Annotated in this window: 20 protein-coding genes; 10 read left to right on the plus strand and 10 right to left on the minus strand. The window is 75.6% G+C overall.

Translation table 11 applies throughout. The features are described 5' to 3' along the window. Window position 1 precedes the first annotated feature (1 nt). Window positions 2-2,062, minus strand: coding sequence for a DUF6541 family protein (locus CLV37_RS19160; RefSeq protein WP_106213400.1), 2,061 nt, complete (start codon window positions 2,060-2,062; stop codon window positions 2-4). A 7-nt stretch (window positions 2,063-2,069) separates the two neighbouring features. Next, window positions 2,070-3,218 carry a glycosyltransferase family 4 protein gene (locus tag CLV37_RS19165; protein ID WP_211298776.1) on the minus strand — a complete coding sequence of 383 codons (1,149 nt, stop codon included), beginning with the start codon at window positions 3,216-3,218 and terminating at the stop codon, window positions 2,070-2,072. A gap of 171 nt (window positions 3,219-3,389) precedes the next feature. Here CLV37_RS19165 and CLV37_RS19170 point away from each other — a divergent pair, with 171 nt between their 5' ends. The 5 genes from CLV37_RS19170 to CLV37_RS28175 are packed head-to-tail and all read left to right on the plus strand — an operon-like array spanning window position 3,390 to window position 7,447. Continuing rightward, window positions 3,390-3,950, plus strand: a complete 561-nt coding sequence (locus CLV37_RS19170) for a hypothetical protein (protein WP_245885488.1) — start codon at window positions 3,390-3,392, stop codon at window positions 3,948-3,950. Window positions 3,951-3,978: 28 nt separating this feature from the next. Further along, window positions 3,979-5,370, plus strand: coding sequence for a sensor histidine kinase (locus CLV37_RS19175; RefSeq protein WP_106213406.1), 1,392 nt, complete (start codon window positions 3,979-3,981; stop codon window positions 5,368-5,370). After that, window positions 5,358-5,981: a response regulator gene (locus CLV37_RS19180; protein ID WP_245885489.1), complete on the plus strand. Its 624-nt coding sequence runs from the start codon at window positions 5,358-5,360 to the stop codon at window positions 5,979-5,981. Before CLV37_RS19175 ends, CLV37_RS19180 begins: the two co-directional genes overlap by 13 nt. 9 nt (window positions 5,982-5,990) lie before the next feature. Then, entirely contained in the window at window positions 5,991-6,962 is a 972-nt protein-coding gene (locus tag CLV37_RS19185) for a BadF/BadG/BcrA/BcrD ATPase family protein (RefSeq protein ID WP_106213408.1), read from the plus strand. Then, a complete protein-coding gene (locus CLV37_RS28175; RefSeq protein ID WP_211298777.1) occupies window positions 6,959-7,447 on the plus strand; it encodes a hypothetical protein in 489 nt (162 codons plus the stop codon). Before CLV37_RS19185 ends, CLV37_RS28175 begins: the two co-directional genes overlap by 4 nt. 103 nt (window positions 7,448-7,550) lie before the next feature. Here the strand turns inward: CLV37_RS28175 and CLV37_RS19195 are convergent, their stop codons facing one another. After that, a complete protein-coding gene (locus tag CLV37_RS19195; protein WP_211298778.1) occupies window positions 7,551-9,368 on the minus strand; it encodes an ABC transporter ATP-binding protein in 1,818 nt (605 codons plus the stop codon). 59 nt (window positions 9,369-9,427) lie between these two features. Between CLV37_RS19195 and CLV37_RS19200 the strand changes: the two genes are divergently transcribed. Together CLV37_RS19200 and CLV37_RS19205 are read left to right on the plus strand one after the other, a co-directional pair. Continuing rightward, a complete protein-coding gene (locus CLV37_RS19200) occupies window positions 9,428-10,147 on the plus strand; it encodes a glycosyltransferase family 2 protein (protein WP_245885490.1) in 720 nt (239 codons plus the stop codon). Between the two features lie 8 nt (window positions 10,148-10,155). After that, the gene (locus tag CLV37_RS19205) at window positions 10,156-10,533 is read left to right on the plus strand and encodes a DUF2304 domain-containing protein (RefSeq protein ID WP_106213412.1); all 378 of its coding nucleotides are present in this window, start codon (window positions 10,156-10,158) and stop codon (window positions 10,531-10,533) included. 279 nt (window positions 10,534-10,812) lie between these two features. Here the strand turns inward: CLV37_RS19205 and CLV37_RS19210 are convergent, their stop codons facing one another. Continuing rightward, a complete protein-coding gene (locus CLV37_RS19210) occupies window positions 10,813-11,874 on the minus strand; it encodes a cell wall-binding repeat-containing protein (protein ID WP_106213414.1) in 1,062 nt (353 codons plus the stop codon). 200 nt (window positions 11,875-12,074) lie between these two features. Here CLV37_RS19210 and CLV37_RS19215 point away from each other — a divergent pair, with 200 nt between their 5' ends. Both CLV37_RS19215 and CLV37_RS19220 read left to right on the plus strand, forming a co-directional pair. Continuing rightward, window positions 12,075-13,403 (plus strand): nucleotide sugar dehydrogenase, encoded by a 1,329-nt coding sequence (locus tag CLV37_RS19215; RefSeq protein ID WP_106213530.1) that lies wholly within the window; start codon window positions 12,075-12,077, stop codon window positions 13,401-13,403. Window positions 13,404-13,602: 199 nt separating this feature from the next. After that, window positions 13,603-14,688 (plus strand): ABC transporter substrate-binding protein, encoded by a 1,086-nt coding sequence (locus CLV37_RS19220; protein WP_211298780.1) that lies wholly within the window; start codon window positions 13,603-13,605, stop codon window positions 14,686-14,688. A 9-nt stretch (window positions 14,689-14,697) separates the two neighbouring features. Here CLV37_RS19220 and CLV37_RS19225 read toward each other — a convergent pair whose 3' ends face one another. Then, entirely contained in the window at window positions 14,698-15,513 is an 816-nt protein-coding gene (locus tag CLV37_RS19225) for a helix-turn-helix domain-containing protein (protein ID WP_170127370.1), read from the minus strand. Between the two features lie 70 nt (window positions 15,514-15,583). Here CLV37_RS19225 and CLV37_RS19230 point away from each other — a divergent pair, with 70 nt between their 5' ends. After that, entirely contained in the window at window positions 15,584-16,408 is an 825-nt protein-coding gene (locus tag CLV37_RS19230) for a phytanoyl-CoA dioxygenase family protein (protein WP_170127371.1), read from the plus strand. Window positions 16,409-16,434: 26 nt separating this feature from the next. On the opposite strand, the gene CLV37_RS19235 is transcribed toward CLV37_RS19230, so the two are convergent. The 5 genes from CLV37_RS19235 to CLV37_RS19255 form a co-directional block, all read right to left on the minus strand. Continuing rightward, window positions 16,435-16,902 carry a nuclear transport factor 2 family protein gene (locus CLV37_RS19235; RefSeq protein WP_106213420.1) on the minus strand — a complete coding sequence of 156 codons (468 nt, stop codon included), beginning with the start codon at window positions 16,900-16,902 and terminating at the stop codon, window positions 16,435-16,437. A gap of 114 nt (window positions 16,903-17,016) precedes the next feature. Further along, window positions 17,017-17,583, minus strand: coding sequence for a TetR/AcrR family transcriptional regulator (locus CLV37_RS19240; protein ID WP_106213422.1), 567 nt, complete (start codon window positions 17,581-17,583; stop codon window positions 17,017-17,019). Window positions 17,584-17,674: 91 nt separating this feature from the next. Beyond that, a complete protein-coding gene (locus CLV37_RS28620; RefSeq protein WP_106213424.1) occupies window positions 17,675-18,517 on the minus strand; it encodes a MaoC family dehydratase in 843 nt (280 codons plus the stop codon). Then, a complete protein-coding gene (locus CLV37_RS19250) occupies window positions 18,517-19,830 on the minus strand; it encodes a 3-oxoacyl-ACP reductase (RefSeq protein ID WP_211298781.1) in 1,314 nt (437 codons plus the stop codon). Before CLV37_RS19250 ends, CLV37_RS28620 begins: the two co-directional genes overlap by 1 nt. After that, the gene (locus CLV37_RS19255; protein ID WP_106213426.1) at window positions 19,830-21,071 is read right to left on the minus strand and encodes an acetyl-CoA C-acetyltransferase; all 1,242 of its coding nucleotides are present in this window, start codon (window positions 21,069-21,071) and stop codon (window positions 19,830-19,832) included. Before CLV37_RS19255 ends, CLV37_RS19250 begins: the two co-directional genes overlap by 1 nt. Between the last annotated feature and the right edge of the window lie 14 nt (window positions 21,072-21,085).

The following is a 21,085-nucleotide window of genomic DNA, read 5'->3' on the forward strand; positions in this document are numbered from 1 at the left end:
GTCACGCGCCGCTCCCCTGCCCGAGCACTTCCCAGACGCCCACGGTCCCGCTCGTGAACACCCGGCGCAGCCCCGCGACCGCGTCGAGGTCGCTCAGGCCCGGCGGGACGGCGTAGCCGGGCACGCCGAAGAACACCGCGTCGGCGGGGGTGAGCGGCAGGCCGGGGGCGTCGGCGTCGACGACGACGTACGCGACGTCGTAGCGGGCGAGCAGGGCCCGGACCTCGGGCGTCATGGCGCGCAGGTCCCGGGTGAGGGTCCGCAGGTCGGGCTGGGCGGTGGTGGGCACGGCCGTGGTCGCCATCACCGGCACACCCTCCAGGACGTAGTCGTAGGTGGAGCCGTCGTTGCCCGAGTTCAGGACGCGCTGACCGGGCCGGACGTGGGCGGCGAGGTAGCGGGCGGCGGCCCGGTCGTCGGTGTCGACGCGCTGGTAGGCGGGGGCGGCGTAGCGCTCGCGCAGCGCCCGGACCTCCGTGGGCAGGGCCTCGGTCCCGGCCCCGGCGAGCAGGACGGCGCCCAGCGCGGCGGCGACCCACGCGTCGGCGCGGCGGGCGAACGTCTCCGCGAGGCGCGCCACCGCGACCCCGGCCAGCAGCCAGGCCCACGGGCTGCCGTGCGCGACGACGCGGTAGTAGGAGTTCCACGCCGAGTCCCAGACGAGGTCGACGAGCGGGCCGTGGGCGCCGATCAGGTAGGCGACGGCGATCGCGGACCAGACGGCCCAGCAGACCAGGACGGCCGCGGCCTTGCGCCCGGCCAGCAGCGCCCCGGCGACCACGGCGACCGCGAGCCACCACTGCTCGTGGGTGGCGGTCGGGTCGATGCCGCCCTGCATCGGCAGCGCCAGGACGCGGTGCAGCGCGGCGGTCAGCGGTTCGACGGGGATGTCGCGCGCGAACCGCGAGCTGGACCCGCCGCCGGCCGAGGCGGCCTGCAGCAGCGAGGCCCCCACGAGCGCCCCCGCCAGCGCCCCCGCGAGCGCGAGCCCCGCGATCCAGCGCCACCCCCACCCCGCGCGAAGCACACCCCGGACCCCGCGCGAGCGTCCTTCCGGGGTCGGACGCACACCCTGCGCCTCCGGGACGGGACCGAAGAGGGTCGAGAGCGTGCTCTGCGCCACCCAGGCGCCGAGGAACCCGCCGCCGACGGTGAGGGCCGCCGAGGGGTGCACGGTCACGGCCCCGGCGGCGGCGAGCGCCACGGCCGGCACCATCGCGAGCACCCCTCGCCAGGGCCGGTGCGCGGGCGGCAGCAGCAGGGCGATCACGCCGGGGGCGAAGGCGATCGCGGCGGCGTTGGGCAGCGCGCCGGAGTCGTGGTGCATGGCCTGCAGCGGCTGGTAGGCCAGTGAGGCCGCGACCGCCGCGACCCCGCCCGCGGGCAGCCACCGGCGCGGCAGCACCGTCGCGGCGAGGGCCAGCAGCCCGAGGGTCTGGACGACGGCGAGCACGACGACGCTCGTGGCGTTCAGGCCGCTGACGGCGTCGACGCCGCGGGTCTGCGCGACGAGCGCGGCCCACTGGTGCAGGCCGTTCGGGTAGTACCGCGCGGGGTCGCCCGTGACGACGTCGAGGGCCTGCGCCTTCCACGGCGCGGCCTGCCCCGTGCGCAGGATCCGCGCGGTGACCAGGGTGTGGGTGATGGTGTCGTGCTCCTGCGACGGGGTCGCCAGGGTGCCCAGGCCGCGGCGGAACAGCTCGCACGTCGTCGCGGCGGCCGCCAGGACGAGGGCACCCGCGGCGATCGCGGGACCGCGCGGCGTCCGGCCGTCCTCGAAGGGGGCGGTGCGCCGGCCGCGGACGAGGGCGCAGACCCCCGCCAGGACGGCGGTGGCGACCAGGACGGTCCACCAGGAGAACCGGGTCCCGGTCAGGCCCGTGGCGGTCGCGGCGAGGGTGGACAGGCCGACGCTGGTCGCCGGGGCGGCGCCCAGGAGCAGCGCGGGGCGGCGCACGCCGCCGGCGAGCAGGACCGCGGCCCCGGGCACGAGCACCCACAGCGCCGCGACGGCGAGCGTGAGCACGTCCCCGGCGGGGGTGCCGCCGGTGATGACGCTCATCGCCCGCTCACACCGCCTCCAGGACGGCGTCGGCGGCGCGCTCGGCGGCGGCGGCCAGGGACCCGTGGGCCAGCGCCCACTGCCGCAGCGCGTCCCGTCGCTGCGGGGTCGGGGTCGTGACGAGCCCGAGGGCGTCGGCGACGGCGCGGGTGTCGTGGTCGACGACCCACCCCAGACCGTGCTCGCGCACGACGTCGGCGCCGCTGCCGACGCCCGCGAACAGCACGGGCGTCCCGCAGGCCGTGGCCGCGAAGATCTTCGTCGGGGACATCAGGTCGTACCCCGTCCCGGGCACCAGGGAGGCGAGCGCCACGTCGGCGCCCGCGAGGAGGGCGGCGGCGCGTTCGGGCGCGACGGTGCCGGGCAGGTCCACCCCGGGCACGGCCAGCGCCCGCAGCCGCGCGACGTCGACGCCACCGCCGACCATCGTCAGCCGCGCGTCGGGGTGCTGCCGGGCGAAGAGCTCGAAGCCGCGCACGAGGACCTCGGCGCCCTGCCACTCGGACATGGTGCCGCTGTAGACGACGCGCAGACCCCGGGCGGCGGCGGGTCCCGCAGCGGGTCCGGCCGCGGGGTGAGTCGCGGGACGGAACACCTCGACGTCGACGCCGTTGCCGACGACGCGGACCCGCGCGGGGTCGACCCCACCGCGCACGACCTCGTCGGCCATGCCGGCGGTGACGGCCAGGACCCGGGCGGCGCCGCGCAGCGCGAGCTGCTCGGCGAGCTCGACGCCCTTGAGGACCGGCCGGGGGGCGCCCGCCGCGACGGCCCCCTGGGACCACACGTCCGGCAGGTAGGACACGTACGGGGTGCCGCGCAGCCGGGAGGTCAGGCGCGTGACGACACCGGTCGTGGGCGGGGGCTCGTGGACGACGACGTCGGGGCGGCGGCCGGTGAGCAGCCGCGCGGTCAGCGGGACGTCGAAGGACAGGTACGGCAGGTAGCCGCGCACGACGCCGTGGCCGTCGCGCAGGACCGGCGCGCGGCGGGTCCGGACGCCGGGGTCGTCGGGCACCGGGCGCCCGGTGGTGGTGAGCACCTCGACCTCGCAGCCGCGCGCGACGAGCGCGCGGGCGAGGGCACGCAGGCGGAACGGCGCGGCCCCCACGTCCGGCGGGTAGGTCCGCGTCGCGATGCGGACCAGCGTCGACACGATCGGTGACCCTACCCACCGGCCAGGTGATCATCGACGCGCCGCACCCGGCGCTCGCTCGTGCCGCGGCCGGTGGCGGGAGGAGAGGTAGTAGCACCAAGAGCTGATTGCCGCTCGTACCGGGCCCGCGAGTCCATGGAGCCGTCCGACAGACGACGAAGGGAACCTCTCGTGAAGCGCATCCTCCTCGTGGCCGGCGCGGCGACCGCCGCGGTCGTGCCCGCGGTCCTCGGCCTGACCGGCAACCCCGCTCTCAGCCGCAGCGTCCCGGTGCAGGTGCCGGCTGCGGTGGCGACGGCCCTGCCCCCCACCGCGACCGGTTCGGCCACCGCGACCGTCGACGACCACGGCGGGGACCGGGGCCGGGGTCGCGGCTCCGACGACGGCACCGCCGCCGACCACCGCACGACGCCCCGGCCCGTGTCCGTGCCGGCGTCCGTCCCCACCGCCGTCCCCACGTCCGTCCCCACGTCCGTCCCCACCGCTGCGCCGACCACGGACGACCACGGCGGCGACCGCCGGGGTCGCGGTTCCGACGACGGCACGACCGCCGACCACCGGATCACCGCCGCGGGCAGCACCGGGGGGAGCACCCCGAGGAGCACCGCCCCGGCCACCGCGGACGACCACGGCCGCCACGGCGGCGACGACCGGGGGGGCGACCGGGGGGGCGACCGGGGGGGCGACGACCGCGGCCACCGCGGCGGCGACGACCGCGGCGGCGACCGCTGATCCCCGCCGCCCGGGGCAGACTCGCAGGGTGGAGCACGTCAGCACGCCGCCGTGGCAGGTCCTGGCCGACGGCACGCCCCGGGCGGCGGCGGTCGAGGGCCTCAGCCGCCGGCGCCTCGTGACGCAGGTCGTCGCGACGGCCGTCGTCGTGCTCGTCGTCGTCGCGGGCGCGAGCCTGCTGCTGGCCCGGCAGATCGCCGAGCGCGAGGCGGTGAACGCGGCGGCGCAGGTCAGCGACCTGCTGGCCGAGTCCGTGGTCCAGGGCGTCCTCGAGGACGACCTGCTGTCCCCCGACCCGGCCGCGGCCGGACCCGCCCGCGCGCGCCTGGACGCGGTCGTGCGCGAGCGCGTCCTGACGACGGACGCGCTCGTGCGGGTCAAGCTGTGGGACGCCGGCGGGCGGGTCGTGTACTCCGACGAACCCCGCCTCGTCGGGCGGACGTTCGCGCTGGAGGACGAGGAGCTCGAGGCGCTGACCGAACCCCGCCTGGAGGCCGAGGTCACGGACCTGACCCGTCCCGAGAACGAGTTCGAACGCGGCCGCGGCAAGCTCCTGGAGGTCTACCGGCCGGTGTGGACGCCGGGCGCGCAGCCGCTGCTGTTCGAGACGTACACGCGCTACTCGCAGGTCACGACCCGCACGGGGCAGTTGTGGGGCAGTTTCGCGGGCCTGCTGGTGACGAGCCTGCTGCTGCTCGTCGTGCTCCTCGTCCCGCTCCTGCTGACGGTGCTGGACCGGCTGCGGCGCAGCCAGTCCCAGCGCGAGGCCCTGCTGCAGGACGCGGTGGGGGCCTCGGCCCTGGAGCGCCGGCGGATCGCGGCGACCCTGCACGACGGGGTCGTGCAGCAGCTCGTGGCGGCCTCGTACTCGGTGTCGGCGTCGGCGGCGCGAGCGGGCGGGGACCCCGAGCTGGCCGCACCGCTGGACCGGGCGGCGTCGGTCGTGCGCGACTCCATCGCGGGGCTGCGTTCGCTGCTGGTCGACATCTACCCCCCGAGCCTGTCCAGCGCGGGGCTGGCCGCGGCCGTGGGCGACCTGGCGGACTCGGTGCGCTCGCACGGGCTGGCCCTCGACCTGCGCCTGCCCGGTCCGGGGCTGCCCAGCGGCCTGGACGAGGCCGGGGAACGGCTGGTGTTCCAGGTGGCGCAGGAGACCGTGCGCAACGCCGTCCGGCACGCGCGGGCCACGACCGTCGGCGTCCACCTCGACTACGGGCCCGAAGGGGTCCGGCTGGAGGTGGCCGACGACGGGGTCGGCTTCGACGCCAGCACCCGGACCGGGGCCGCCGACGAGGGCCACTTCGGCCTGCGGCTGCTGCCCGACCTGGCCCGCCAGTCCGGTGCGCGGCTCCTGCTGGCCACGGCCCCCGGCGCGGGGACCCGATGGGCCCTGGAGGTGCGGACCTCGTGGACCAGGTGATCCGGGTGCTGGTCGTCGACGACCACCGGCTCGTGCGGGCCGGTCTGGTCGCGCTGCTGTCCGCCGAGGAGGACCTCGTCGTGGTCGGTGAGGCGTCCGACGGCGCCGAGGCCGTCGACGTCGCGACGGCGACGGCACCGGACGTCGTCCTCATGGACCTGTCGATGCCCGGGGTGGACGGGGTGAGCGCCACGGCCGCGGTGCTGGCCGTCCTGCCCTCGACGGCCGTCGTGGTCCTGACGTCGTTCATCGACCAGGCGCAGGTCCGCCGGGCCCTGGACGCCGGAGCCGTGGGGTACCTGCTGAAGGACGCCGAACCGCGCGACGTGCTGGCGGGGGTCCGCGCGGCGGCCGCCGGGCACGCCCCCCTGGACCCGCGGGTGACGCGGGCGCTGCTGCCCTCCCGGCGGGCTCAGGACCCGGCCGCCGGGCTCAGCGAGCGCGAGCGCGAGGTGCTGGGGCTCGTCGCGCAGGGACTGGCCAACAAGCAGATCGCGCGGACGCTGGGGATCAGCGAGCACACCGTCAAGGTGCACGTCGGGAAGGTGCTGCGCGTGCTCGGGGTCAGCGGCCGGACCGCGGCCGCGGTGTGGGCGCGGGAGAACCTCTAGGGTCGGCCCGTGAGCCGACGACGCCTCGACTTCGTCCTCGCCGTCGACTCCGGCGGCACGGGGACCCGGGTGGGCTGCTTCGCCCTCGACGGCCGCCTCCTGGCGAGCGCGACCGGTCCCGGCGGCGCCCACCAGCACGACGACACGGCCGCGGCGAACCTCACGGGCACGGTCGCGGCCGCCCTGGACGGGCTCGACCCCGCCGGCGCGCGGGCGTTCGCCGCCGGGGTCTCGGGGATCGCCCGCGCGGGGTCGAACCAGGGTGGTCTCACCGCGGACGAGGCCCGCGCGTTCTACCCGCTGCCGGATCTGGCGTGCCCGACGGTCTTCGTCAACGACGCGGTCGTCGCCCACCGCGGGGCGCTCGCGGGCCGGGCGGGCGTCGTCGTGGTCGCCGGGACGGGGTCGATGGTCCTGGCGATCGACGTCGACGGCCGGGAGGTCGAGAGCGGGCAGTTCCAGCACTACGCGGGCGGGGCGCGGCACGTCGTGTTCGACGCCGTGCACCGGTTGCTGACCGGACCGGCCGACCCCGCCGACGCCGGGCTGCGGGCCCGGGTCGAGGACCACTTCGGCGGCCCGGACCTGCGGACCCGGCTGCTGGCGCTGGCGGAGTCGGGGTACAACGACGTCAAGCGGCGCTACGGCGACCTGGCCCCGGCGGTGACCGCGCTCGCCGGCTCCTCCCCGGTCGCGGACCGGGCCCTGCGCAGCCTCGCCGACGCCACCGCCACCGGCGTCCTGCTGCTCGCGCCGCTGACGGGAGTCGACCCGGTGCCGGTGGGGTGCGTGGGCTCGCTCGCCGAGGACCCCGCGTTCCGGGTGCGGTTGGGCGACGCCCTCGCCGGCTCGCGCGCCGAGCTCGTCCCGACGCAGCTCGGCGCGCTGGGCGGTGCGGCCTTCACGGCCCTGCAGCTCGCGGGGGTGCGCGTGGATCCCGCTGTCCTCGACCGCCTGCGGACGGGCATGCTCGGAGCGTGACGACGCGCGGAGTCCTGCGGAGCTGGGCCGAGGAGGAGGGCTGGGGCGTCGTCGACAGCCCGCAGACCCCCGGCGGCTGCTGGGTGCACTGCTCGGCCCTCGCGGTGGGGGACGGTCCCCGCGTCGGTCAGGAGCTGGCCTTCACCTTCGAGGCGGTGCGGGACCAGGACGGCTACCGGTTCCGGGTCCTGCGCGCGTGGCCCGCCGACGGGCCCCCTCGCCGGACCCCGGGGACGACCGTCGTCGACGACCGCAGCGGCGCGTTCACCTCGACGCTGACCCTGTCGTTCGACGACGGGACCCCGGACACGACGACGCACTGGCCGCCCGAGCCCGAACCCGTCCTCGGCACGGTGACCGTCACGGTGTTCGCCCGGGAACCGGGCCGCAACGAGGTGCGGGTCGAGAGCGCGGGGACGCTGGACGAGGACCTGATCGACGCCGCCGTCGCGGAGCTGCGCAGGGTCCGCACCGAGCTGCCCTGACGGGACGGTTGCGTGCGCTGGCTCTGGCCCCACCGGCGGGAACGGTCCGGATCGGCCCGTTTCCCACGATGCACCGCGGGTGGAGCCAGAGCCGGCGCACACCTCAGGCGCCCGGGGCCCCCGTCAGGCCCGACAGCTCCGCCTGCACCGCGAAGTCCGGCACCCGCGCGACCACCTCGTCGAACGTCCCGACGTCGACGACCCGCCCGGCCTCCAGCAGCACCACGGCGTCGCAGTCGCGCACGGTCGCCAGGCGGTGGGCGACGACGAGGACCGTCACGTCGTCGTGCAGCCCCGCGACGGTGGCGGTCACGGCGGCCTCGGTGGAGGCGTCCAGCGCGGACGTCGCCTCGTCCAGGACGAGGACCGTCGGGTCGGTGTAGAGGGCGCGGGCGATCCCGAGCCGCTGCCGCTGCCCGCCCGACAGCCGCAGCCCCCGCTCCCCGACGGGGGTGGCGGTGCCCTGCGGCAGGCCCGCGACGACGTCGGTGAGCTGGGCCGCGTCGAGCACCTCGCGCACCCGCGCCACGTCGACGTCGGACGGGCGCCAGGACAGCGCGACGTTCGCGGCGACGTCGGCGTCGAGCAGCGCCACCTCCTGCGGGACGTAGCCGACGCGGCCGCGCCAGGCGGCCACGACGTCGGACAGTTCGTGGCCCCCGACCCGCACGTGGCCCGAGGAGGGTTCCAGCAGCCCGAGGACGACGTCCACGAGCGTCGACTTGCCCGACCCCGAGCGCCCCACGACGGCGACGCGCGCCCCCGCCGGGACGCGCAGCGAGACCCCGTCCAGGGCGGGCCGGTCGCTGCCGGGGTAGGTGAACGTCACGTCGTCGAGGACGATCTCGACGGCCCCCGCGGCCAGCCCCGCGGGGTCGACCGGGGCGAACTCGGGGCGGGTCGGGCCGGCGGCTCCGGTCTCCCGCAGGGCGTCGAGCACCTCGTGCGCGTTGGGTTCGTGGGCGTGCATGGTGGCGAACACCGACTGCAGCCGCGTCAGGCACGGCACGACGCGGAACCCGGCGACGGCGAACAGCCCGATCGCCGAGACGGCCTCGGTGACCCCCTGGGTGAGGACGGCGACCCCGCCGACGACGAGGAAGCCGCCCAGCAGCGCGGCCTCGAGCACGAACCGCGGCCCGACGGAGTAGAAGAACGCCATCCCGCGCGCCCGCGAGCTGCCGGCCCGGACCTCGCGCGCGACCCCGGCGAGCTGCTCGCCGCGCCCGCGCAGGGTGATCTCCTTGGTCGTCGCGAACGACTCCTGCACGAGGCGGATCGTGTCCACGCTGGCCGACGTCGCCAGCCGGCCCGCCGCCGCGGCGCGCTTGGCGATCACCGAGTACAGGAGCACGGCGACGAGCCCGAAGTAGACGGCGGCGACGATCGCGGTCTGCCACGCGGCGACGAGGACGACGACCCCGACCGCGACGAGGGAGGCGACCTCGGCGACCAGGCTGGAGAACGGCATGAGGAAGCCGTTGAACGCCTGGTTCAGCGACTCGTCGACCGTGCGGACCGCGCGCGCCGAGGAGGCCCGCAGCCGGTAGGCCCAGGACGCGGACAGGTAGGCGCGTACGAGCCGGTCGGCGACGTCGACCTCGTGCTCGGCGAACCGCACCACGCCCCAGCGCACGAGCGCGAGCTGCGTCAGGGACTTGACGACCAGCAGCAGGCTCGCGACGCAGATCAGGACGATGAGCTGCACCGTGGAGACGCGGTCGCCGAGGACCGGCAGGGCCAGGGCCAGCTGCCCGTTCCCGCTGACCGCGGCGGGCAGCAGCACCGCCAGCAACCCGAGGGCGGCCACGTCGAAGACGCTGAGCAGCGCCTGGGCGGTGCAGTAGACCGCCACGAACCGCGAGCTGCCGGCCGGCAGGAGCGAGAGCAGCGTGCGGACCGTCGACAGCAGGGACTTCACGCGCGTCATCCTCGCCGATGCACGACCCGGGTCGCGGGACCGGCCATGATGGACGGGCCGTGACGACCTCAGCCGACTCCCCCGCGCCCACCCCGCAGCGTCCCGCTCCGGGGTTCGACCACACGTGGGTCGTGGTGCCCCTGTTCTGCGAGGCGGCCGTCATCGGCGACGTCGTGCGCGGGCTGCGCACGACGTTCCGGCACGTCGTGTGCGTCGACGACGGCAGCAGCGACGCCTCGGCCGAGCAGGCCGAGGCCGCGGGCGCGGTCGTGGTCCGGCACGCCGTGAACCTCGGGCAGGGCGCGGCGCTGCAGACGGGGATCGCCTACGCCCTGCGCGACCCGCTGACCCGCTCGGTGGTGACGTTCGACGCCGACGGCCAGCACCGCGTCGAGGACGCCGCCGCCATGGTCGTGCGGTTGCACGCCGAGGACCTCGACGTCGTGTTCGGCACCCGCTTCCTCGACGGCCGGACGGAGCTGGACCCGTTGCGGCGGGTGGTGCTGCGCGCGGCCGTCGTCTACACGAACCGGACGACGGGCATGCGGCTGACCGACGCCCACAACGGTCTGCGGGTGTTCTCCCGGGCCGGGGCGGCGGCGCTGCGGATCCGGCACAACCGGATGGCGCACGCCAGCGAGATCGTCCACCAGGTGGGCCGCTCGGACCTGCGCTGGGCCGAGCAGCCCGTGCACGTCCTGTACACCGACTACTCGCGCTCCAAGGGCCAGTCGCTGCTGAACAGCGTCAACATCCTCGTCGAAACGCTGCTGGGCTAGGGGTCGTCGTGCTCGTCATCCAGGTCCTGCTCATCGCGGTCGTGCTCGTCGTCGGCGTGTTCCTCGTCCGCAGCACCGCGGGCGCCCGCCACCAGGCCGTGCGGCGGCTGCTGCTGGCGGCGCTCGTGGCGCTGGCGGTGGCCAGCATCCTCGTGCCGACCGCGGTGACGGCCGTCGCGAACGTCGTGGGCGTCGGGCGCGGCGCGGACCTGCTGCTGTACGGGCTGGTGATCGCGTTCCTGGGGTTCGTCGTGTCGTCCTACCGGCGCTCGAAGGCGCTGGAGGAGACCGTCACGCAGCTCGCGCGGCGCCTGGCGCTCGACGAGGCCGTGACACCGGAACAGGCCCGCCACCGCGAGGGTGACGGGCCTGCTCAGGAGGGCTGACGCGCGCCGTTGACGAGCGGCGCAGAGGGTTCGCGCGCCGGCCACGAGGCGGCGCGACGGGTCCGGCCGGGCCTCGACGCTCCGACGCAGTCGTGCGCGGCGAGGGCCGGGCGGGCCCGTCCCCTGCGCCGCTGAGGAGCGGCGCAGAGGACGCGCCGGCGACGAGGCGGCGCGACGGGGTCGACCGGGCCTCGACGCTCCGACGCAGTCGTGCGCGACGAGGGCCGGGCGGGCCCGTCCCCTGCGCCGCTGAGGAGCGGCGCAGAGGACGACGACCACTCAGCCGACGGCGGAGACGATCTGGTTGTACGCCGCGTCGGAGACCGAGTTCTGGTCGCCGAAGACGAGGACGTCCTCGATGGTCTTGCCGTTGGTCGCGGCGTCGGCCTTGATGACGTCGATGGCGCTCTTGGTGCTCGCGGGCAGCGAGTTCTTGGCCGTGAGCAGCATCGGGCCGCCGGCGTAGGCCAGCAGCGCCGACCCGGACAGGGCGTCGGGCCAGTTCTCGCCGGTCGCGACCCCGACGACGGTCGTGGAGTCCTTGAAGAAGGCGCTGGAGGTGAACTGCTTGGCCACCAGGGAGGCCGTCTCGTAGCGGTCGGGGCCGGCGAGCTCGGCCCAGCCGGTCTGGTACTTGCGCACGGCGGTCACCGCGACGCCGCCGACGGCGAGCTTGGTGTCGAAGGTGCGCGAGGAGAGGTAGCCCTGGGTGGTGGGGCCGAGGTTGGTGCCGTCGCTGAGCAGGACGGCCCCGATGCTGTGGTTGGAGTCGGTGTCGACGACGCCCATGAGGGCCCCGGCGGCCAGGCCGTCGGGGAAGTTCCAGGCGTTGACGACCGAGACGGTGCTGGCGCTGGGCAGCAGCTTGGCGATCTCGACGGCCGTGCCGAGGCGGTCGGCGCCGAACACGCGCCGGGTCGGGAAGCCGAGGGCCTTGACCGAGTCCTCGACGCCGCTGGACAGGGCGTTGCCGTCGCCGAGCAGGTACACGGTGCCGCCGGGCTTGAGGACGTCCTTGATCGCGGCGGCGACCTCGGGGTTCAGCGCCGTGCGGGACGTGAGCAGCAGCGGGCCGCCCTTGTCGGAGGCCAGCGGCGCGCCGGCGAGGGCGTCGGCGTAGGTGTCGGAGCGGGTGAGCACGACGGCGTCGGCCCGCTGCCCGGAGAAGGACTTCGAGGCGGCGATGGCCGTCCCGAAGCGGTCGGCGCCGTAGACGCGGCTGGCCTGGGCGGCCTTGAGGTCGACGCCCGGGGACGCGGTGGCGGGGCCGGCGGCGGCCACGAGGGCCGTGCTCAGCGCGAGGGCCGCGGTGAGGCCGAGGGTGCGGGGACGCAGGCGCATGGTGACCTTCCGGAGGGGACGTGCCGTGGCTCATGGTCTCGACCCCGAACGGCCGATGCTTGAGTCGCGGAGTGTCACGTGTTCAACCACCTGTGACCCTCCCGGCTCACCGGCACCCTACCCACACGCTCCACCGGCCGGTGTCGTCCGGACGGCAGAGCGTGTTCTCAGAGTGCGTGCGGGTCGCTACTGTGCGCTCCATGCGGATGACTGTCATCGGATGTGGGTACCTCGGCGCCGTCCATGCCGCGTGCATGGCCGAGCTGGGGCACGAGGTCATCGGGATCGACGTCGACCCTGAGAAGGTCGCGGCCCTGCAGGCCGCTCGCGCACCGTTCTACGAACCGGGGCTGCCCGAACTGCTCGAGCGCACCATGGCCACCGGCCGCCTGCGCTTCACCACCGACATGGCCGAGGCCGCCGGCTCGGCCGTGCACTTCGTCTGCGTCGGCACCCCGCAGAAGCGGGGCGAGTTCGCGGCCGACATGAAGTACGTCGACTCCGCCGTGGACAGCCTGCTGCCGCACGTGGCCGCCGGGGAGCTCGTCATCGGCAAGTCCACCGTGCCCGTCGGCACCGCGGCCCGGCTGGCCGCCAAGGTCGCCGACGCCGAGCCGGGTGCGGCGCTGGCCTGGAACCCCGAGTTCCTGCGCGAGGGCCACGCCGTGGAGGACACCCTGACCCCCGACCGCCTCGTCTACGGCGTGCCCGGCGGGCAGGGCACCACCGAGGGCAAGGCCGCCAAGGCCCTGCTCGACGAGGTCTACGCCACCCCGCTCAAGCGCGGGACGCCGCTGATCGTCACCGACTACCAGACCGCCGAGCTCGTCAAGGTCGCCGCGAACTCCTTCCTGGCCACCAAGATCTCGTTCATCAACGCGATGGCCGAGCTGTGCGAGAAGGTCAACGCCGACGTCACCCAGCTCGCCGACGCCATCGGCCACGACGACCGCATCGGCCGCAAGTTCCTCAACGCCGGGCTCGGCTTCGGCGGCGGCTGCCTGCCCAAGGACATCCGCGCGTTCATGGCCCGCGCCGGGGAGCTCGGCGCCGACCAGACCCTGACGTTCCTGCGCGAGGTCGACTCGATCAACATGCGCCGCCGCATCCGCATGGTGGACCTGGCCCGTGAGGTGTGCGACGGCTCCCTCATCGGCAAGCGGGTCGCCGTCCTGGGCGCCGCGTTCAAGCCGCTGTCGGACGACATCCGCGACTCCCCGGCGCTGAACGTGGCCGCGCAGATCCGCCTGCAGGGCGGTGACGTCGTGCTCACCGACCCGGCGGCCCTGGACAACGCGCGCAAGGCCGTGCCGGACATCTCCTACGCCGACACCGTCGAGGAGGCCGTCCGCGGCGCCGACGTGGTGCTGCTGCTGACGGAGTGGAAGGAGTACCGCGACCTGGAGCCGGCCACGATCTCGGGGCTGGTCAAGGAGAAGCGGATCCTCGACGGCCGCAACGCCCTGGACCCCGGCCGCTGGCGCGCCGCGGGCTGGACGTACCGCGCGCTGGGCCGTCCGCGCGCCTGACGCCCACCCGTCTGCGCCGACGCCCGGTCCCCTCGTGGGGCCGGGCGTCGACGCGTCCGGAGGGCGTGTGCAGGATCGACGCACTCATCAGCGGACACGCCGACGGGAATGGCCCTGCGCCCGGCGTGTCGAGGGATGAGCGCATCGATCCTGCTCGGCTGACCTGAGTCGTCACCGTAGGTGAGGCTAAGCTCACCTCGTGCCCCCTCCCCCGTCGCACCGCGCCCTGCCCCGCCGCCGGCTCCTGACGCTGCTCGCCGCCACGGCCGGCGCTCCGGCGCTCGTCGCGTGCGGTGGCGCCGCCGACCGCCCCGCGACGGCCGCAGCCCCGTCGGGCACCGGGTCACCCTCCGCCGCACCCTCCGCCGCGCCCCCGGACGGCACCTGGGTCACCCCCCGCGACCTGCCGGCCGGCTGGGGCAGCGGGCAGGCGGACGGCGTCTTCCCCCGCACCGTGACGCACGCGGCGGGGCGGACGACGATCGAGCGGGCCCCCGCGCGCGTCGTCGTCATCTCGACCGGCCAGCTGGACGCGGTCCTGACCCTGGGGCTCGTCCCCGTCGGCGCGACCGCCGGCGAGGGGGCCGAGGTGGTGCCCGCCTACCTCGCGGAGGCGTTCGGCGGGTCCGCGGCGGCGCTGGGGGCGATCACCGAGCTCGGCAGCCGCGTCGAGCCGAACCTGGAGGCCCTCGCCGCGCTCGCTCCCGACCTCGTGCTCGTCAACGCCGCCGGCAAGGACGCCGGGCCGTTGCAGCAGAAGCTGTCGGCGATCGCCCCCACCGTGGTCACGCGGGGGACGGGGCTGTACTGGAAGCAGGACTTCCAGCTGCTGGCGGACGCGCTGGGCCGGCGCGAGCAGGCCCGGGCCCGGCTGGTGGAGCACCAGGAGCGCGCGGCCGCGCTCGGGACCGCGCTCGGCGGCGCGCCGACCGTCTCGCTCCTGCGCAAGAACGGTGACCGGGTCCGCGTCTTCGGCGTCGCCTCGTTCAGCGGCTCGGTGGTCGAGGACGCGGGCTTGCCGCGCCCGCCGGGGCAGGGCTTCACCGACGACACCTCCCGCGACATCAGCCTGGAGGAACTCGCCCTCGTCGACGGCGACCACCTCTTCTACGCCGCCCAGGGCGGGGACGAGACCGAGCTCACCCGCCTGCCCCTGTGGCCCACCCTGCCCGTCGTCGCGGCGGGCCGGGCCGTCGAGGTCGACGACGACACGTTCTTCCTGAACACCGGCCCGACCGCCGCGCGCCGGGTGCTCGACCGGCTGGAGGCGGACCTGAGGACGTGAGCGCGACGCTCACCCCGTCCCGCGCCCGGCCCGTTCCCGGTAGGCGCTGGGGCTCAGTCCGTGCGCGCGGCGGAACCGGCGGGAGAAGTACAGGGGGTCGGCGAAACCCGCGGCCCGCGCGACGGCGGCGACGGGACGGGCGCTGACGTCGAGGAGCTCGGCCGCGAGGTCGAGGCGGCGGCGCTCGACGTGCCGCTGCGGCGGGACCCCGACCTGCTCGGCGAACACGTGCGCGAACCGGGACGGCGACATCCCCGCCACCTCGGCCAGCGCCGGCACGGACAGGTCCCCGTCGAGGTGGGTGTCGACGTGCTCGAGCACCCGCGCGACGACGGGGCCGACCCCGGAGGGCGCCTGCCGGGCGTCGGCGACGAGCAGCAGCGCGCGTTCGAGGCAGTTCATCGCCAGCCGGTCGGACACCGGCCGTCCGGTGCGGCGGTGGGCCAGGGCCTCGGCGAACGCGGTTCCCACCGCGTCCCGGTGGGTGGGCGGGACGCCGATGCGGTGCAGCCCCTCGCCCTCGAGCAGCGGTCGCCACTCCGGCCGGATGACGGCGTGCGCCCAGTGGAACTCCCAGTGGCGGGCACCGGCCCGCACCGCGTAGTCGTGCGGGACGGCCGGCGGGACGACGACGAGGTCCCCCGGCTCCGCGACGACCTCGCTCCGCCCCACCCGGAACCGTCCGCTGCCGGCCAGGGTCAGGGTGAGCATCCACTCCGGCCGTCCGCGCGGGCGCAGGACCCGGTACCCGGGGACCTCGTCGAAGCGCCCCAGCACGATCCGTCGCCCCGGGGCGGGCAACCCGTCGTCGGGGTCTACGCGCACAGCAGGATCTTCCAGGTCCTCGGCACGTCTGTCGATGGTAGACGCCCCGGTCGGCGAGCAGGCTGGCTCCATGAGCGACGACGCCGACAGCGCCTACGCCCGCGACGGGTACGTCCTGGTCCGCGGCCTGTTCTCCCGCGAGGAGGCGGCCGACTGGTACGCGCACGCGCACCACCTCGGCGCGACCCGGACCGCGGAGTTCGCCTCCGCGCAGGAGTTCGACCCCACCTCCGAGGACCCGCTGCGCCGCCGGCCGCGACTCCTGCAGCCGCACCTCGGCGACGAACGCAGCCGGCAGTTCCTGCTCGACCAGCGGCTGCGCCGGGCCCTGGTCCACCTGCTGGGCGAGGAACCCCTGGCCGTGCAGACGATGATCTACTTCAAACCCCCGGGTGCCCGGGGGCAGGCCCTGCACCAGGACCAGCGCTACCTGCAGGTCTCACCGGGGACGTGCGTGGCGGCGTGGCTGGCCCTGGAGCGGGTGGACCCGGCCAACGGGTGCCTGCGGGTCGTGCCGGGTTCGCACCGCGTCGGCGTGCTGTGCCCGGTCCCCAGCGACACGACGAGGTCGTTCACGAGCGAGACGGTCCCGGTCCCGGAGGGCATGTCCGTGGTGGACGTCGTCATGGAACCCGGCGACGTGCTGTTCTTCCACGGCAACCTCATCCACGGGTCGGACCCGAACACGACGGCCGACCGGTTCCGGACGGTGGTCGTGGGGCACTACGCCACGGGCGGGGCCGAGCGGATCTCCCAGTGGTACCCCGACGTCGTGAGCTTCGCGGGGCAGCCCGCCCCGCTGGACGCGGTGCCGGCCGGTGGCCCGTGCGGGGAGTTCGTCGACGGGGAGTTCATCGTGACGTCGACGGTGCGCGAGGCGCTGGCCCGGCACTGAGCCCCTCCCGGTGACGCCCCGTCTCGTCAGAGACCGAGGTCGCTCAGACCGGGGTGGTCGGCCGGGCGGGGGCCGGGGGCGTCCCAGTGGAACTTCCGTTCGGACTCCTCGATCGCGACGTCGTTGATGCTCGCGTGGCGGTGGGTCATGAGCCCGTCCCCGTCGAAGCGCCAGTTCTCGTTGCCGTACGCGCGGAACCACCGGCCGTCGGCGTCGTGGTACTCGTACGCGAAGCGGACGGCGATGACGTCGTCGGTGTGGGCCCAGACCTCCTTGACGAGCCGGTAGTCCAGTTCACGTTCCCACTTGCCGGCGAGGAACTCGACGATGGCGGCGCGGCCCTGCAGGAAGGTCGAGCGGTTGCGCCACCAGCTGTCCTCGCTGTAGGCGAGGGAGATGCGCTCGGGGTCGCGGGAGTTCCAGGCGTCCTCGGCGGCGCGGGCCTTGGCGGCGGCGGAGTCGGCGGTGAACGGCGGCAGGGGCGGACGGGACACGGTGTCACCTTTCGGAGTTTTTGTTGTACCGATTGGTACTAGGTGTACTGAAAGGTACAGACGCCGCGCGGGGGTGTCAACGGGAACCCCGGCGGTGCGTCGGGGGACGCGGGATCAGGACAGCGCGGCGCGCAGGCGGCGTTCCGCGCGGGACGTGGTGCCGACCACCACGGCGTCGTCGTCGAGGGCACGGGCGAGGACCAGACCACCCTGGATCGTCGCGACCGCGTCCGTCGCCAGATCGGCCGCTTCGCGCTCCGCGATCCCGGCGCGCTGCAGCGTGCCGGCCAGCAACCCCACCCACTCGGAGAAGTACGTCCGCACCGCCTCGGCGTAGGTCTCCCGCTCCCCGCCCAGAGCCATCACGGCGAACAGGCACACCCGCTGACGGGACAGGAAGTAGTCCTGCACGGTCCGCGCCATCTCCACCACGGCGGCGTCCGCGTCCTGCGCGGTGCGCAGCGGTTCGAACACCTGCTCCTCGAACCACGCCTGCACCTCGGCCAGCACCGCCCGCGCCATGTCCGCCTTCCCCTCGGGGAAGAAGTGGTAGAGGCTGCCGCGCCCCATGCCGGTCTCCTGCTGGATGACCGACAGCGACGCACCGTCGAAACCCCTGCGGCGGAAGACGCCGGCGAGGGCGCGCACCGCGTCCGAACGGTCGAGGAGGGTCCGCGGCATCAGGACTCCTCCTTCGGCAGGTCGTGGCGGTCGGAACCTGGTGTACCGGATGGTACAGGACCGGCTCGGAGACGCGTCCGGTCGGGGGAGTTCACGGAACGGTCAGCCGCGCCGCGAGGTGCACCCGCTGCCCGTCGCGGCTGCGGACGGCACCGGCCCACCCGTCCTCCGTGCGCCGCGCGACGTGCCGGACGCTCGAGGACAGGAACAGCGGCGCCCCGAACTGCACCTCGTACCGCGCGGAGTCCGGCGCGGGGCCGGCGAGGTCGGCCAGGGCCCGCGAGGCCGTCCACATCCCGTGGGCGATGGCGCGGCCGAACCCGAACGCCCTGGCCGTCACGGGCGAGAGGTGGACCGGGTTGCGGTCCCCGCTGACCGCGGCGTACCGGCGGCCGGTGTCGGCCGGGACCCGCCACAGCGTCCCCTCCCCCTCGGGGGCGGGCAGCTTCGGCGCCTCGACGGGTTTGCCGGGCCAGCGCACCCCGCGCGCGAGGTAGCGGCTGCGTCCGGTCCACACGACCTCGCCGGCCGCGCTGAGTTCGGTGAGCAGGTCGACCGTCGCCCCGCGCCGGTGGGCGTGCATCCCGACGGCCCGCACCGCCAGGTCGAACTCCTCCCCCACCCCGAGCGCGCGGGACTGGGCGATCTCCTGCCCGAGGTGCAGGACACCCGCGACGGTGAACGGGAACGCCTCGCGGACCATGAGGTCGATCTGGTGCGGAAAACCGACGACCTGCGGGAACGGCAGCGGCACGGTGTCGCGCACGGGGAAACCCGTCAGCCGGCAGAACCGCGCGAGCTGGTCGAGGTCGAACCGGACCCCGCGCTGGACGACCCGGACGCGCGGGAAGTCCAGCGAACGGGAGGGCCGCGAGACGAGGGCGCGGGCGTAGAGCGCCCCCAGCGAGGGGGCCGACGTGAGGATGCGTTCCATCAGGCCCCCAGGAGGTTCTGGCCGCAGACCCGCAGCACCTGGCCGTCGATCCCGGCGGCGTCGGGCTGGGCGAGCCAGCCGATGGCCTCGGCGACGTCGATCGGCAGGCCGCCCTGCTGCAGGCTCGACGTCCGCCGCCCGAGTTCGCGCGGGATCGGCGGCATGGCCGCGGTCATGGGGGTCTCGATGAACCCGGGGGCGACGGCGTTGACCGCGAGACCGCGTTCCGCCAGGGGCCCGGCCAGCGCCTCGACGAGCCCGACGAGCCCGGCCTTGCTGGTCGCGTAGTTCGTCTGCCCCTTGGCCCCCGCCAGCCCGTTGATGGAGGACAGGCACACGAACCGGGCTCCCGGGGCCAGCGCGCCGTCGTGCTCGAGCAGGGCCGTGGTGAGCCGGACCGGGGCGCCGAGGTTCACGGCCAGCACCGAGCTCCAGGCCGCGGCGTCGAGGTTCACGAAGGACCGGTCCCGGGTGATCCCGGCGTTGTGCACGACGACGTCGGCACCGCCGAACCGGTCGGCGAGGTGGGTGGCCAGCGCCGCCGGTGCGTCGGCGGCGGTGACGTCCAGGTGCAGCGTGGACCCCGCCACGGAGTTCGCGACGGCGGCCAGCTTCTCCCCCGCCGCGGCGACGTCGACGCACACGACGTGGTGCCCGGACCGGGCGAGGACCTGGGCCGTGGCGGCCCCGATGCCCTGCGCCGCACCGGTGACGACGGCGACGGGCCGGTCCCGGCGCACCACGGGCACCCCCGGGCCGACGACGAGCGGCTGCCCGTCGACGAACGCCGAGCGGGCCGAGCAGAAGAACTCCACGGCGCTGCGCAGCGCGGTGCCGGCCCCTTCCGCGACGCGCAGCAGGTTCACCGTCGTGCCACCGCGAGCCTCCTTGCCCAGGCTCCGCACGAAACCCTCCAGCCCCTGCTGGACGGCCCGGGCCTCGGGGTCGGTCAGGGTCGCCGGGACGGCGGACAGGACGAGCACCCGGCCGGTCGTGCGCCGGAAGAGCGGCGCGAGGGTCAGCAGCTCGTCGAGGTCCGCGACCGTGCGCAGGCCCGTCGCGTCGACGACGAGCGCGGCCAGCGGTTCCTCCCCGCGCGCGATCCGGACCCCGGCGTTGCGCAGCCACAGGGTGGTCTCGTCGACCCGCGACGCCCCGGGCAGCCCGACGACGGCGGCGGGGCCGTCGAGCAGGCCCTGGCCGGGGACGGACCGGCGCAACCTCGGCGGTCTGGGCAGCCCGGTCCTGGCGGCCAGCAGCTTGCCGGGGCCGGTGCGCACGAAGCTCCCGTACGGGTCCGACATCGCGCTCATCACGCCTCCACGATCGCGACGATGCCCTGCCCGCCGGCGGCGCAGACGGAGATCAGCGCCCGGCCGCCCCCGCGTTCGTGCAGGAGCTTGGCCGTGGTGGCCAGCAGCCGGGCCCCGGTCGCGGCGAACGGGTGCCCCGTCGCCAGCGAGGAGCCCGTGACGTTGAGCCGGTCGGAGGGGACCGTGCCGAGCCCGTCGGCCTCCCAGGCCGCCAGGGTCGCCAGCACCGTCGAGGCGAACGCCTCGTGCACCTCGACGAGGTCGAAGTCCGCGAGGCTCAGCCCGTGGCGCTGCAGCAGCCGCGGCGCGGCGACGACGGGCGCGGTGAGCAGCCCCGCCCCGTGGACGTGGTCGACGGCGGCGGTCTCGGCGTCGACGAGGTGGGCCAGGACGGGCAGCCGGCGGGCGGCGGCCCACTCGTCGGAGGCGAGCAGGACGACGGCCGCCCCGTCGGTCAGGGGGGTGGAGTTCCCGGCCGTCATGGTCGCCTCACCGGGCAGGTCGCGGCCGAACACGGGTTCCAGCGCGGCCAGCTTCTCCAGGGTCGTGTCCGGGCGCAGGACGTCGTCGCGGCGCACGCCGAGGTAGGGGGTGAGCAGGTCGTCGAAGAAACCCCGCTCGTAGGCGGCGGCCAGCTTCTGGTGGCTGGCCAGGGCGAGCTCGTCCTGCGCCCGGCGGGTGACGGAGAACTCCAGGGCCGTGCGGGCGGCGTGCTCGCCCATGGACAACCCGGTGCGGGCCTCGGCGTTGCGCGGCGGGACGGGCCGGAGCTGACCGGGGCGCAGCCTGGCCAGCGCCGCCAGCCGGGCGCCCGGCGTCCGGGCGCGGGACAGGTCCAGCAGGACCCGGCGCAGCCCGTCGTCGACGGCCAGCGGCGCGTCGCTGGCGGAGTCGGTCCCGCCGGCGATGCCCGCCTCGACCTGCCCGAGGGCGATCTTGTTGGCGACCAGGACGGCCGTCTCCAGGCCGGTGGCGCAGGCCTGCTGGACGTCGTAGGCCGGGGTCGCCGGGTCCAGCGCGGTGGAGAGCACCGCCTCCCGGGTGAGGTTCAGGTCTCGGCTGTGCTTGAGCACGGCCCCGGCGACGACCTCGCCGAGCCGCTCGCCGGCGAGCCCGTACCGGGCGACGAGCCCGTCGAGCGCGGCGACGAGCAGGTCCTGCGCCGAGGCCTGCGCGTAGCGGCGCCCGGCCCGGACGAACGGTGTGCGGTTCCCGCCGATGATCGCGGCACGTCTGGACACGGATCCCCCTCGAT

Source organism: Kineococcus rhizosphaerae, assembly GCF_003002055.1.
GTDB classification, from domain to species: Bacteria; Actinomycetota; Actinomycetes; order Actinomycetales; family Kineococcaceae; genus Kineococcus; species Kineococcus rhizosphaerae.

Bases quoted from the DNA above. Each gene is read 5' to 3' on its own strand.
- CLV37_RS19160 (WP_106213400.1), bottom strand. From the start codon at position 2,062: ATGAGCGTCATCACCGGCGGCACCCCCGCCGGGGACGTGCTCACGCTC.
- CLV37_RS19210 (WP_106213414.1), bottom strand. From the start codon at position 11,874: ATGCGCCTGCGTCCCCGCACCCTCGGCCTCACCGCGGCCCTCGCGCTG.
- CLV37_RS19215 (WP_106213530.1), top strand. From the start codon at position 12,075: ATGCGGATGACTGTCATCGGATGTGGGTACCTCGGCGCCGTCCATGCC.
- CLV37_RS19230 (WP_170127371.1), top strand. From the start codon at position 15,584: ATGAGCGACGACGCCGACAGCGCCTACGCCCGCGACGGGTACGTCCTG.
- CLV37_RS19240 (WP_106213422.1), bottom strand. From the start codon at position 17,583: ATGCCGCGGACCCTCCTCGACCGTTCGGACGCGGTGCGCGCCCTCGCC.
- CLV37_RS28620 (WP_106213424.1), bottom strand. From the start codon at position 18,517: ATGGAACGCATCCTCACGTCGGCCCCCTCGCTGGGGGCGCTCTACGCC.
- CLV37_RS19250 (WP_211298781.1), bottom strand. From the start codon at position 19,830: ATGAGCGCGATGTCGGACCCGTACGGGAGCTTCGTGCGCACCGGCCCC.